This is a genomic window from Pseudomonas sp. (assembly GCF_050739655.1).
In the GTDB taxonomy this organism is placed as follows: Bacteria; Pseudomonadota; Gammaproteobacteria; order Pseudomonadales; family Pseudomonadaceae; genus Aquipseudomonas.
Map to the genome: position 1 here is coordinate 1 of NZ_JBOIBY010000005.1, position 12,246 is coordinate 12,246.

Consider the following 12,246-nt stretch of genomic DNA (forward strand, 5'->3'; position numbering starts at 1 on the left):
CTCCCACAGATATTGCGGTGCTCACAAAACCTGTGGGAGCGGGCTTGCCCGCGAAAGCCACACCTCGGTCTGAAGCCTTAGAAACAAGTTTCCATGTTCTCGATAACGTTCAACTGCTCATCCACCAGGCACCCCGTACGCCATTTGTCGAACGTCAGGCACGGGTGCGAGGTGCCGAACGAAATGATGTCGCCCACCCGCAATTCAACCCCAGACGCCACGGTCATGAACGCATGCTGGTCCATCACCGCCGTCACTTTGCAACCGCCCATATCATCGCCCTTGGCCGGCACCACACCGGCTTTGTAACGCTGCAATGGCACCGGCAGACCGGCGTCATAGGCCACGTCGCGCTTGCCCAGGGCGATCACTGCGAAGCCTGGTTCCGGCAACGACTGAACGTGGGCCCAGACTTCCAGCGCCGGACGCAGGCCTTCCTGCAAATCACTGCGACGGTCGAGCACGCAGCACTGCGCTTCTTTATAGATCCCGTGATCGTGAGCCACGTAGCTGCCCGGACGCAGCACACTGAGGAAGCGTCCGGCAGCGTTCTGCGCCTCGAACTCCTCGGCAATCAGGTCATACCAGGCCGAACCTGAGGCGGTGATGATGGGTTTGGCGATGGCGAACGCGCCGCCGTCCTGCAACTGCACCGCCAGGCGCACCAGCGAACCGGCAAAGGCGCGGATACCGCTGATCGCGTGATCGCCGTGGATCACCCCTTCGTAGCCTTCGATGCCGGTCAGGGCCAATGCCGGCTGAGCGGCGATGGCCTTGGCCAGTTCGAGCACTTCCTGCTCGCTGCGGCAACCGCAACGGCCACCCACCACGCCGTATTCGATCATCACGTTCAGACGCACGCCGCGGGAGGCGAAATAGGCACCCAGGTCCGCAACGTTGTCCGGGTGATCGACCATGCAATAGAAGTCGAAAGCCGGATCAGCCAGCAGGTCGGCAATCAATGCCATGTTCGGCGTGCCCACCAGTTGGTTAGCCATCAACACCCGACGCACGCCATGGGCGTAGGCTGCACGGGTTTGCGTGGCGCTGGCCAGGGTGATGCCCCAGGCGCCGGCGTCCAGTTGGCGACGGAACAGCGCCGGGGTCATGCTGGTTTTGCCGTGGGGCGCCAGTTGAGCGCCACTGTTGCTGACAAAGTCCTGCATCCAGCGAATGTTGTGCTCCAACGCCTCGCGATGCAGCACCAGTGCCGGCAGGCTCACATCGCGTACCAGGTTGGCGCCGGTCTGGGCGAAACCCTTTTCCACGGCGGCAGTATTTTGGGCATCAGACATGGTCGAACTCCTCACATTCGCGGCCGCAAGTAGCCGCTGTTATTCGTTGATGCGACGGGCCAGGTTGTTGGCGCTGTCGATCAGCACCCGGCGATAGTCGTTGTAATTGTTCTTGGCATCGGCTCGTGGAGCGACGATGCACAGGGTCGCGATAGCCACGCCATTGGGGTCTTTGACCGGAGCGGCGAAGCAATGGGTAAAGGTGTCGGCCACGCTATCGAAAGAGAAAAAACCATCGATCCCGGCTTGCCGGATTTCCTTGAGAAACTGCGCAAGTTCCAGGCGTTCGCCATTGGGCAGAATGAAATCGTCGTGGTCGATCAGGTCGATGATTTCCTCGTCGCTCAGGTGCGTCAGCAGCAGGCGTCCGGAAGCTGTCCAGGGGATCGGTGCGTTCTCGCCAATGTCCGAGGAAATGCGGAAATGCCGCTCACCCTCCTTCATCAGCGCCACGGTGTATTTACGCCCGTTGAGAAGGCACATCTGCGCGGTTTCATGGGTCTGGCTGACGATTTCCTGCAAGGCACTATCGGCCTCGCGGGTCAGGTCGAAGTGACGCAAATGCGCCTGCCCGAGAAAGTACAACTGGCGGCCGAGGTACACGTGACCGTCCTTGCCGACAGGCTCTAGAATCCGCCGTTCCAGCAGCGAAGCCACCAGTTCATAGACCGTGGATTTGGGGCTGCCGATGCCACTGGCGATGTCATTGGGGCGCAGGGGCTGGCCGATTTCCTTGAGGAAGTCGAGGATATCGAACGCCCGGTCCAGACCGCGCGCACGGCGCTTGATGGTGTCTTCGGTCATGTCTGTACGCTCATTGAATTCGACCTGTAGGAGCTGCCGCAGGCTGCGATCTTTTGATCCTGCCCCTGAGGCGCTTTGAAAATCGCGAAAAGATCGCAGCCTTCGGCAGCTCCTACAAGGGCAAGGGTGGATCAAGCCTTTTTCTTGTAGGCAATGCAGTCAATCTCAACCTTGCAGTCAACCATCATGCTCGCCTGCACACAGGCGCGAGCCGGGGCGTGCTCAGGCTTGAAGTACTCGGAAAAGACCTTGTTGAAACTGGTGAAGTCCCGCGGATCCTCCAGCCACACGCCGGCACGCACCACGTCCTCCAGGCCATAACCGGCCTCTTGGAGAATCGCGATCAGGTTCTTCATGGTCTGGTGGGTCTGTTCGACAATCCCGCCCATGATGATCTCGCCGTCCACCGCCGGCACCTGCCCGGAAACATGCAGCCAGCCATCGGCTTCAACGGCGCGGGCGAAAGGGCGAGGCGCGCCGCCTGCAGCGGTGCTGCCAGTGCCGTAACGGGTAATGCTCATGGGTGTTTCTCCTGGTTGAAAATTGAAGGATCAAAAACGCCTGCTTGCAAGGTAGGACGTGTTCCTCAAAATGTCTTTTATTCCGCTATACCGGAACCATGTATGTAATAGCGGAACGAGCAGCAGAAAGTTTGCCACAGGATGTGGTCAGAATGTAGGGGGGGGGTTAAAAAGAGTTTTGAACCAGGCAGATGGGTTTAAGTGCGAAAAGGGTTTTACCTAAGGAACGGCGGCGTAGCACTAACGTTGGCTACGCAAGACAGGTAACGGGGGCAATTCGCGCGACAGTGTTGTTAAGCGAACAGGTCACTTGCAACGCATCAGCGGGTGCCCGCGTCTGTATAAACATCACCGCGCGCTCTTTTTCCAACGGCTATGACAGTCACAACCAGCACCTCATCCACGACCCGATAGACCAATCGATATCCGGCACTGCGCAATTTGATCTTGTACGCATTTCCAAGTCCGTGAAGCCGATCCCCAGGCACGTGTGGATTGACCAGTCGCTCTTGAAGCTTCTTTTTGAACTGATCTCTCAGCGTTGACCCAAGCTTTTCCATTCTTTCCAGGCTTTCTCAGAAAACTCCAACTCATAGGTCATCTATCGAAACCTTTATAGTCGGATCGTTTTCTCGCTCCTTGCAAAGCGCAATAAGTTCCAGGTCATCCAATCGGCTCATCATCGCTTCATACTCCCTGGCGGGGACGCAGTAAAAAGCTGGCTCGTTACGGTTAAGAATGGCAACTGATGAACCACCTCCCGCAGCCACCGTACCCATCGGGTTTCTCTTCAGTTCCGAGATGCTCGCCACGACCTGCGAAAGCACAATATGTGTCATGAAACAATTCCTTGGGATGCTTTTAGAGATACTCAAAATAGCACTCCAATTGGCATCTGAGTGAGATCCCCACAGTTGAAACTCCTAGTCTTGAACACAGCTGTCGGTCCCCTCTTGCAATAACCCATAACGACTGCACAAAAACTATCACGCCAATGCTTTCCCCATTTCCGAGTTTCCCGTGGGACTGGCCCGAAAGAACAGTCAGAACTCTCCCGGTTGGACAACCCCGCCCACGACTGCTTTATTCAATACCCAAGTGATAACCAGTCTTAACAGCTATGACGTATTCCGCGTCTGCTGTCCGGGAGGCGTTCATGTCTTTCAAAGTCATGATGGTATTCGGCACACGACCGGAAGCCATCAAGATGGCCCCCCTTGCCCGGGTGCTGCGTAACTGGCCGGGTATTGAATTGAACATCTGCTCCACCGGCCAGCACCGGGAGATGCTCAAGCAGGTGCTCGACTCCTTCGAGCTAACGGTGGACGAAGACCTGCACGTGATGACCCAGGGCCAGACGCTCAATGGTCTGTCCGAGCAGTTGCTTGAACATCTGGACACCGTCTACGAGCGAGTGAAGCCCGATATCGTGCTGGTCCACGGCGATACCACCACCAGCTTCATCGCCGCCCTCGCCGCACTCAATCGCCAGTTGCCCATTGGCCATGTCGAGGCCGGGTTGCGCACCGGCAATTTGCGCGCGCCCTGGCCGGAGGAAGCCAATCGGCACCTGACCGGGGTCATCGCCAACCTGCATTTCGCGCCGACCACCAAGAACGAAGACAATCTGCTGCACGAAGGGATACCCAAGGCCAATATCGAAGTCACTGGCAACACCGTGATCGATGCGCTGATGTGGATGCGCAATCACCAACAGGCAACCAAGTGGCAACCGGCCGCCGACTCGCCGCTGGTGGTGCTGGACGACAATCGGCGCATGGTGCTGGGAACTGGATGATCTGCATTTTCAGGCCATTGATCGACGGCAAACCTTGCAACGCCAGCTCAAGGAGTTGGCCAGCAAACTGGATGCGCCACTGCATGTCAGTGCCTTTAGCGCAGGCAAACTGGCGCCGCAGGTGAATGGCCAGTGGCTGGGTGAATTGGCGGGCGCAGGGATTCAGGTCTGGTGGCAGGACGGGGCCGGCACCGGGCGATTGCCGTCAATGGTGCGCGACGGTTATGCCAACGCACTGCCCTGCTCCATTGGCATCGTGCGCGAAGCGTTCCGCCAGGTCAGCGCCGTCGGGCAACCTTTCCGGGCCGTGCCAGCCACGCTGCAAGCGTCTACAGCGGGCTGCCACCCCACGGCGGTGTTCTCCCTGCGCTACCGGCCGTGGGGCAAGGTGATTCTCGACAATCAATACAAGAACAAGGGCAGCGATGTACAAAACCATTGAAGACGAAGTGCTGAAAAAAGCGGCGCCCGCAGCGCTGAAAGCTGAATTTCTGCAACATGAATTTGAACGCCTGCATAAATTCTGTGTGCTGATCTATGTCGCCAGTGTCGTCATCTGGATCATCTATGACCTGATCCTGAGTTTCCTCGGTGACCAGAGCTTCACCTGGCACTCTCTGGTGTTCATCGGCATCTTCACGATCAACATCGTCGTCCTGCTGTTCATCCGCCAGGTCCGGCATTTTCATTGGTTAAACGTTGTATTCGTTTTCTGTATTGCACTGGGCACGCACCTGCTGACCGACGGCATCCCTGCCGACCACCAACCGTCGTGGCGGCTGCTGGCCGCATCGACCATGCTCTACAGCGCTTCAATTCTGCCCCTGAGCCGCTGGTCGTTCTTCGCAGCACAAATCATTACCTGGGCATTGCTCAATCCTTTCTACGGCACCCACATCGATGTGCTCGAACTCAAGGGCGTGATGGCCCTCAGCTACACGGTGTTTCTCTGCGCACTGACCGTCTACAGCTTCCTCACGCTGCGCAAGGCCAAGCTCTACAACTTCATCATGTCCAGGCTGCTGCTGGATCAGGCCTACATCGACACACTCACCGAGATTCCCAATCGCCGTTCATTCATGACCCGCGCCGACAAGCAACTGCACGCCACGCCCCGTGAGCACGATCACTACCTGGCAATGATCGATATCGACAACTTCAAGAAGGTTAACGACGTGTATGGCCACGACATTGGCGATGAAGTGCTCAAACGCATTGCCCAGAACATCAAGGCTGTGATGAGCCCCTACGAATATGCGCGCCTAGGCGGTGAAGAGTTTGCGATTTATCTGGCCGGGGTACGCCGGGAAGATGCTGAAGCCTTGGCCAAAGAACTGTGCAAGGTGGTGCGCGAATATGCCGGGCAACATCCCGTCACCGTGAGCATCGGCCTGGCGCGGGTGCTGGATGATGACACCTTGAACCAGGCATTGATCAAGGCGGATGCGGCGTTGTATGAGTCAAAACATACGGGGAAGGATCGGTATACCTTTCATCAGGAGTTATCGGTTGTCTGATCGGCCAGTAATCCGTGTGTAGGAGCTGTCGAGTGAAACGAGGCTGCGATCTTTTGACTTTTAAAAGCAAGATCAAAAGATCGCAGCCTGCGGCAGCTCCTACAGGAAAACGCATTCCAATGCGGGAGCAGGGTTACCCGCCAACCCGCGCCAGATAAACCCGCGTCACCCGCCGCTCTTCAATCGACATGACAGTTAACCGCCAGCCTTCCCACACATGGCTGTCACCAATCATCGGCAGTCGATCCAGCAGGCTCACGACCAACCCGGCGAGGGTTTGGTAATCATCGGTCGGTTCTGCGGCAAAGCCTGTGCGCTGGCGAACCCGCGCCAGGTTCAACGCACCGCTGACCACGAAACCACCCTTCTCCTCGACCACGTCCGGGCCTTCGATTTCGCTGGCATCGGGCAATTCACCGGCAATCGATTCGAGGATGTCGGTCATGGTCAGCACGCCGACGAAGTCACCGAATTCATTGACCACGAACGCAATGTGCGTCGACGCCTTTCGCATCTGCTCCAGGGCATTGAGGATCGAGTAGCTTTCCAGCAGGTTGATGGTCTGGCGCGCCAGGTGGGCGAGATCAGGTTCGTTACCGGCCAGGAACTCCTTCAACAGTTCCTTCTTGTGCACGAAGCCCAGTGGCTCATCCACCGCGCCGTCACGAATCAGCGGCAGGCGCGAGTAAGACGAGTGCATCAAACGCGTACGAATCGTCTCGGCATCATCGGCCAGGTCGATGTGGTCGACGTCGGCGCGCACGGTCATCAACGTGCGGATCGGCCGTTCGGCCAGTTGCAGCACGCCACTGATCATCACCCGCTCTCGACGGTCGAACAGTTCTTCGATCGGCGCCTCGCCGTTATCCAGCATGTCGGCAATTTCTTCACCGACTTCTTCCACCGCTAACTTGCGCCCGCCAAGCAAACGCATCACCGCGTGGGCCGTACGTTCACGCATCGGTCGCAACCCTTGCATCGAGCGCTTGCGGCGCGCCCGGGCGATCTGGTTGAACACCTCGATCAGGATCGAGAAACCGATGGCCGCATACAGGTAGCCCTTCGGAATGTGGAAGCCCAGGCCTTCGGCGGTCAGCGCAAAGCCGATCATCATCAAGAAGCCCAGACAGAGCATGATCACCGTCGGGTGCGCGTTGACGAACCGGGTCAGCGGTTTGCTGGCGACGATCATCAAGCCAATGGAAATGATCACCGCGATCATCATCACCGACAGTTCATCGACCATGCCCACGGCGGTAATCACCGCATCGAGGGAGAACACTGCATCGAGCACCACGATCTGCGCCACGATCGGCCAGAACAGGGCGTAGGCCGTGTTGGACGAACGCTGGCCGACATGCCCTTCCAGGCGCTCGTGCAATTCCATGGTGGCTTTGAACAGCAGGAAAACACCACCGAACAGCATGATCAGGTCACGGCCGGAGAAGCTCTTGTCGAACACCTCGAACAACGGCTGGGTGAGGGTCACCAACCACGAAATACTCGCCAACAGACCCAAGCGCATCAACAGCGCCAGGGACAAACCGATGATTCGCGCACGGTCGCGCTGCTCCGGCGGCAACTTGTCCGCCAGGATCGCGATGAACACCAGGTTGTCGATGCCCAGCACCAGCTCCAGCACAATCAGTGTCAACAAGCCCAACCAGGCGGTGGGGTCAGCTAACCATTCCATATAAACGTCTCGATCTCTTCAGTGAATTCAGAATGCCGGGCACGGCAAGGCTCGGCGCAGAGGCCGTGGGACTGCAATGTTCGGGATGTTCGAAGGCCGAAAGACCGGGTGTTTCGCGTACGTCAAAAGCGCGCCTGGGCGCGAGGGGAAGGGATAACTGGGGGGCTCCGTGAGGGTGTTCATGCAAGACCTGAAAAGGGAAAAGGACTTGAATCGTACAGGTGATAGGGAGAAATCCTACAATCGCAAATCATTTCAAGATTTGTATAAGAGCAAAAGATCGCAGCCTGCGGCAGTTCCTACAGAGGAACGCGGGCACCTGTAGGAGCTGCCGCAGGCTGCGCTTTTTTTGTGGTCACCCCAATCGCCTGACCCGCTCGATATACCGAAGCACCGCCGCCGATTTCTCGAAGCGTCGGTGGATCAGCGCCAGCCACGACGACGCATCGCAATCACCGATCGGCTTATACACCACGTTCGGCAAACTGACGTGGCCGACCACCGACTCTGGCACCACGGCGACGCCTTGCCCAAGGGAGACCAGGGCAATCACCGCCACCAAACCACCGGGTTGCGCCCCCAGTTTCGGCGAGAAATTGCCCTGGGCGGCGACCTGCAGGGTGCCGACGACTTGTTCGGGCAGGATGAAGTTTTCGTTTTGCAGGTGCACCGAGTTGATCAATGGCAAACGGTTGAGCCAGGAATCCACCGACAGCGCCAGCACAAAGCCCTCGGCCATCAGCCGCACCTCCTCGATGCCTTCGGGCATCGCCAGCGGGAAGCGGACATAACCCAGATCGAAACGCCCTTCCAGGATCATGTTGGCCAGGCTGGCCATCGGGCTTTCCCGCACATTGAGGCTGACATCCGGGTACTCGCCGGCAAAGCCCTGCACCTGTTTTTGCAGCAGCCCGGAATACACCGCCGAAGCTACGTAACCCAGCTCGATGTGGCCGATTTCACCACGACCGGCACGCTGGGCATTGCGCTGCGCCGACTCAAACTGGCGCACCGTGGCGTCAGCCTCGATCATCAGCGCTGACCCGGCTTCGGTGAGGCTGACATCCCGTGCCTGACGGACAAACAGCCGCGCCCCCAGTTCCGCTTCCATATCCTGGATCTGTCGGGTCAACGTTGGCGGTGCAACTCCCAGTTGCTCGGCGGCGCGAGTGAAATTGCGGTGCCGGGCGACAGCGAGAAAATAACGGAAATGGCGGATGTCCATTTGGTGCATTAGCTCAAAGGTAATGAAGTCATGGTGCGAGCCTAACGAAGCTACCGTCAACCGGCGATAAGCTGCGTTCAACTAACAGTAGAGAACGCCTGTCATGTCCGTCAAACCCGCGCCGAGCCCGCGCCTGACCTTGCTCACCGCGTCCGCCGTGTGTTCGCTGATCGTGCTCGACACCAACATTGTTGCCGTTACCTTGCCCAGCATTGCCCGGGACCTGGGAGCGAACTTCGCGGATATCGAATGGGTGGTCAGCGCCTACATGCTGGCCTTCGCCGCCTTGCTGTTGCCCGCCGGAAGCCTGGCCGACCGCTTTGGCCGCCAGAAAATGCTGATGTGGGGGCTGGTGATCTTCATTCTCGCCTCGGTCGGTTGCGGTGCCGCGCCCAATGCCCTCTTCCTCGATATCGCCCGGGCAATAAAGGGCGTCGGCGCCGCGCTGCTGTTGACCTCGGCGCTGGCCACCATCGGCCACACCTTTCACGATGAAGTGGAACGGGCCAAGGCCTGGGCCTTCTGGGGAATCTGCATGGGCGTGGCGACCACCGCGTCGCCGACCCTGGGCGGTTTAATCACCGAATACGTGGGCTGGCGCTGGATTTTCTACCTTAACCTGCCGGTTGGCTTGTTCCTGATGGTCATGGTCTGGCGCGCCGTGCCGGAATCGCGCGACCGGCAATCTGCACGACTGGACCCATGGGGCAGCCTGGCGTTCAGCGCCAGCCTGTTGTGCCTGATCTGGGGCCTGATCGAAGCCAATCGCATTGGCTGGAGCAACCCCGTGACCTGGACGCGTTTGCTGGGAGGCGCCCTGCTGCTGGGGTTGTTCGTAGTGATCGAGCGCCTGCAAGAGCGGCCGATGATCGACCTGCAATTGTTCCGTCATCCACATTTCATTGGCGCCCTGCTCGGCATGTTCGCCTATGCCGCGTGCGCCCAGGTAATGATGACCATGCTGCCGTTTTACCTGCAAAACGGCTTGGGTTTCAGCGCGATTTATGCGGGGCTTGGCATGCTGCCGTTTGCTGTGACCATGCTGATCTTCCCCCGTATCGGTGCGCGTCTGGCCGGGCGCGTGAGCCCGGCGAACATGATGGCTGCCGGACTGACATTGGTCGGCAGCGGTAACCTGCTCAGTGCCTGGGCGGTCACCAGCGGTGGTTACCTGCCCTTCGCACTGGCGATTGCCGTGACTGGCGCTGGCGCCGGCCTGCTCAACGGCGACACGCAGAAAAACATCATGGCGTGCGTACCCCGGGAACGCACCGGCATGGCCTCGGGCATGAGCACCACCATGCGCTTCAGCGCGATCATGCTGGGGATCGGTGTCTATGGCGCGCTGCTGGCCGGCCATAGCGAACAATTGCTGCGCGACAGCCTGTCGGCCCAGGGTGGGCAGTGGCGAGAACTTGCCCATGGGGTTGTCTCACGGGTGGTGGCCGGCGACATGACGGCGGCGATGAACCTGCTGCCGCAAGCGGCACAGTCGATGGTCGAACCCCTGGCGCGTCACGCCTTCGTCGGCGGTTTCAGTCTGTTGCTGTGGGTGGCGGGACTGGCGGGACTGCTGGCGGCGCTGGTGGTAGGTACGCTGATGCGCAATCCGATTCCCGCCACTACCGCGAACAAGTCTGCAACAGTCGTCACTAGCCCTGGGGCTTGAGTGACGCCAGCACCCGCTCGGCATTGGCCTCGCAAGTCATGCCCTCGGGACGGGCCTGTACGTTGTCGATCAACTCCAGCAGATGCGCCTTGCTCTGGGCAAGGTGCATCTGCATGGCTTCTATTTGCTCGATCTTGCGTTGCAGGCTGACCACCAATTCCTCGTGATTGAATGCGCCCGTTTCTGCATCCGGCAGCAACTGCTTCAATTCCTCCAGGCTGAAACCCGCGTGCTGGGCGCACTGGATGATTTGCAGGGTTTGCAACACTTGCGAGGGGTAGCGACGATAGCCGTTGGCCTGACGCTCAACCTGCCGAATCAGGCCCTGTGCCTCGTAAAATCGAATCCGCGAGGCACTCAAGCCACTCATTTGCGCCAACTCACCAATCTTCATTCCAGCCTCGTTTGCCTGCTTGACATTAAAGTTAACTTTAAGCTTAGCCTGTACTCATCACTGATGAGGAGTCAAGCATGTCGCCCTTTCAAACCTTGCATCTGCCCAACGGCCAAACACTCAGCAATCGCATCGCCAAAGCTGCCATGGAAGAAAACCTGGCCGATGGCGAGCAAGCGCCGGACCGTGCCCTGTTTCGTTTGTATCAGGCCTGGGCCGAAGGTGAAGCCAGCCTGCTGTTGACCGGCAACGTGATGATCGACCGCCGCGCCATGACCGGTCCCGGTGGTGTGGTGCTCGAAGACGAGCGTCACCTGGAACGGTTCCGCCAGTGGGCCAGCATCGGGCGTGCCGGTGGTGCGCATATCTGGATGCAACTCAATCATCCGGGCCGCCAGACCATGGCCAACCTGGGCCAGAAGGCGCTGGCGCCCTCCGCTGTGGCGTTGGATCTGGGGTCGTTTTCGAAGATGTTCGCCGAGCCAAGACCGATGAGCGAGGCCGACATCGAAGAGGTGATCAAGCGATTCGCGACCAGCGCAGCCCTCGCGGAAAAGGCCGGGTTCAACGGCGTACAGATTCATGCCGCCCATGGCTACCTGCTCAGCCAGTTCCTCTCACCGCTGAGCAATCGCCGCACCGATCAATGGGGCGGTTCGCTGGAAAACCGCGCTCGTTTGCTGCTGGCGGTGGTCGATGCGGTACGCAAGGCCGTGTTGCCCGGATTTTGTGTGGCGGTGAAGCTCAACTCGGCGGACTTCCAGCGCGGCGGCTTCGATGCCGACGACGCCCGGCAAGTGATCCAGTGGCTCAACGAAAAGCCGATTGACCTGCTGGAGCTGTCCGGCGGCAGCTACGAAGCGCCGGCAATGCAGGGAGAAGCCCGGGACGGCCGAACCCTGGCCCGTGAGGCGTATTTTCTGGACATGGCCAAGGAACTGGCCAGCGTGGCGCGCATGCCGGTGATGGTAACCGGCGGGATTCGCCGTCTGGCCATTGTTGAACAGGTACTCGACAGCGGCATCGCCATGGCCGGCATTGGCACCGCGCTGGCCGTTGAGCCACAGTTGGTCAAACACTGGCGCGAAGGCCAGGACAGCCACCCGCAACTGCCGCCGATTCGCTGGAAACGCAAACCGCTGGCGGCACTGGCGAACATGGCGGTGGTGAAGTTCCAGCTGCATCGCCTGAGCCGCGGGCGCAAGACCCGGCCGCAGGTGTCGGCGGTGTTGGCGTTGGTGCTGGACCAGGTGAACATCGCACGCCTGACAAAGCGCTATCGGCAGGCTATGGCCCGGTAAAGAAAAAAGATCGCAGCCTGCGGCAGCTC

The 12,246-nt window shown here is 59.3% G+C and carries 10 protein-coding genes and 3 pseudogenes; 5 read left to right on the forward strand and 8 right to left on the reverse strand.

What is annotated here, in order from left to right; translation table 11 throughout:
- Nucleotides 1-77: 77 nt before the first annotated feature.
- The 5 genes and pseudogenes from ACRESJ_RS00260 to ACRESJ_RS00280 all read right to left on the reverse strand — a co-directional run bounded on the left by ACRESJ_RS00260 (nt 78) and on the right by ACRESJ_RS00280 (nt 3,459).
- Entirely contained in the window at nt 78-1,295 is a 1,218-nt protein-coding gene (locus tag ACRESJ_RS00260; RefSeq protein ID WP_431756078.1) for an amino acid deaminase, read from the reverse strand.
- A 39-nt stretch (nt 1,296-1,334) separates the two neighbouring features.
- A complete protein-coding gene (locus ACRESJ_RS00265; protein ID WP_431756079.1) occupies nt 1,335-2,099 on the reverse strand; it encodes an IclR family transcriptional regulator in 765 nt (254 codons plus the stop codon).
- Nucleotides 2,100-2,230: 131 nt separating this feature from the next.
- A complete protein-coding gene (locus ACRESJ_RS00270; RefSeq protein WP_431756080.1) occupies nt 2,231-2,620 on the reverse strand; it encodes a RidA family protein in 390 nt (129 codons plus the stop codon).
- Nucleotides 2,621-2,940: 320 nt separating this feature from the next.
- Nucleotides 2,941-3,221: pseudogene (locus tag ACRESJ_RS00275) on the reverse strand (type II toxin-antitoxin system RelE family toxin).
- Nucleotides 3,211-3,459 (reverse strand): type II toxin-antitoxin system Phd/YefM family antitoxin, encoded by a 249-nt coding sequence (locus ACRESJ_RS00280; RefSeq protein WP_431756081.1) that lies wholly within the window; start codon nt 3,457-3,459, stop codon nt 3,211-3,213. Before ACRESJ_RS00280 ends, ACRESJ_RS00275 begins: the two are co-directional and overlap by 11 nt.
- Before the next feature lie 317 nt (nt 3,460-3,776).
- Here ACRESJ_RS00280 and wecB point away from each other — a divergent pair.
- From wecB to ACRESJ_RS00295, 3 genes and pseudogenes are all read left to right on the forward strand, one after another.
- Nucleotides 3,777-4,415, forward strand: a pseudogene (gene wecB / locus ACRESJ_RS00285) (non-hydrolyzing UDP-N-acetylglucosamine 2-epimerase); the annotation flags it as partial.
- A pseudogene (locus ACRESJ_RS00290) lies at nt 4,408-4,860 on the forward strand (DUF4434 domain-containing protein); the annotation flags it as partial. The pseudogenes wecB and ACRESJ_RS00290, both read left to right, overlap by 8 nt.
- Nucleotides 4,844-5,935, forward strand: a complete 1,092-nt coding sequence (locus tag ACRESJ_RS00295; protein ID WP_431756082.1) for a GGDEF domain-containing protein — start codon at nt 4,844-4,846, stop codon at nt 5,933-5,935. The pseudogene ACRESJ_RS00290 and the gene ACRESJ_RS00295, both read left to right, overlap by 17 nt.
- Nucleotides 5,936-6,068: 133 nt before the next feature.
- Here ACRESJ_RS00295 and ACRESJ_RS00300 read toward each other — a convergent pair whose 3' ends face one another.
- Together ACRESJ_RS00300 and ACRESJ_RS00305 are read right to left on the reverse strand one after the other, a co-directional pair.
- Nucleotides 6,069-7,628, reverse strand: a complete 1,560-nt coding sequence (locus ACRESJ_RS00300) for a TerC family protein (protein WP_431756083.1) — start codon at nt 7,626-7,628, stop codon at nt 6,069-6,071.
- A gap of 355 nt (nt 7,629-7,983) precedes the next feature.
- Nucleotides 7,984-8,853 carry a LysR family transcriptional regulator gene (locus tag ACRESJ_RS00305; protein WP_431756084.1) on the reverse strand — a complete coding sequence of 290 codons (870 nt, stop codon included), beginning with the start codon at nt 8,851-8,853 and terminating at the stop codon, nt 7,984-7,986.
- A 103-nt stretch (nt 8,854-8,956) separates the two neighbouring features.
- Between ACRESJ_RS00305 and ACRESJ_RS00310 the strand changes: the two genes are divergently transcribed.
- Nucleotides 8,957-10,522, forward strand: a complete 1,566-nt coding sequence (locus tag ACRESJ_RS00310) for an MFS transporter (protein ID WP_431756085.1) — start codon at nt 8,957-8,959, stop codon at nt 10,520-10,522.
- On the opposite strand, the gene ACRESJ_RS00315 is transcribed toward ACRESJ_RS00310, so the two are convergent.
- Nucleotides 10,506-10,916, reverse strand: coding sequence for a MerR family transcriptional regulator (locus ACRESJ_RS00315; RefSeq protein ID WP_431756086.1), 411 nt, complete (start codon nt 10,914-10,916; stop codon nt 10,506-10,508). The genes ACRESJ_RS00310 and ACRESJ_RS00315 overlap by 17 nt on opposite strands.
- A gap of 77 nt (nt 10,917-10,993) precedes the next feature.
- Between ACRESJ_RS00315 and ACRESJ_RS00320 the strand changes: the two genes are divergently transcribed.
- On the forward strand, nt 10,994-12,217 hold the full coding sequence (locus ACRESJ_RS00320) for an NADH:flavin oxidoreductase/NADH oxidase family protein (RefSeq protein ID WP_431756087.1): 1,224 nt from the start codon (nt 10,994-10,996) through the stop codon (nt 12,215-12,217).
- The last annotated feature ends 29 nt before the right edge of the window (nt 12,218-12,246 follow it).

Bases quoted from the DNA above. Each gene is read 5' to 3' on its own strand.
- ACRESJ_RS00260 (WP_431756078.1), bottom strand. From the start codon at position 1,295: ATGTCTGATGCCCAAAATACTGCCGCCGTGGAAAAGGGTTTCGCCCAG.
- ACRESJ_RS00265 (WP_431756079.1), bottom strand. From the start codon at position 2,099: ATGACCGAAGACACCATCAAGCGCCGTGCGCGCGGTCTGGACCGGGCG.
- ACRESJ_RS00270 (WP_431756080.1), bottom strand. From the start codon at position 2,620: ATGAGCATTACCCGTTACGGCACTGGCAGCACCGCTGCAGGCGGCGCG.
- ACRESJ_RS00280 (WP_431756081.1), bottom strand. From the start codon at position 3,459: ATGACACATATTGTGCTTTCGCAGGTCGTGGCGAGCATCTCGGAACTG.
- ACRESJ_RS00295 (WP_431756082.1), top strand. From the start codon at position 4,844: ATGTACAAAACCATTGAAGACGAAGTGCTGAAAAAAGCGGCGCCCGCA.
- ACRESJ_RS00300 (WP_431756083.1), bottom strand. From the start codon at position 7,628: ATGGAATGGTTAGCTGACCCCACCGCCTGGTTGGGCTTGTTGACACTG.
- ACRESJ_RS00305 (WP_431756084.1), bottom strand. From the start codon at position 8,853: ATGGACATCCGCCATTTCCGTTATTTTCTCGCTGTCGCCCGGCACCGC.
- ACRESJ_RS00310 (WP_431756085.1), top strand. From the start codon at position 8,957: ATGTCCGTCAAACCCGCGCCGAGCCCGCGCCTGACCTTGCTCACCGCG.
- ACRESJ_RS00315 (WP_431756086.1), bottom strand. From the start codon at position 10,916: ATGAAGATTGGTGAGTTGGCGCAAATGAGTGGCTTGAGTGCCTCGCGG.
- ACRESJ_RS00320 (WP_431756087.1), top strand. From the start codon at position 10,994: ATGTCGCCCTTTCAAACCTTGCATCTGCCCAACGGCCAAACACTCAGC.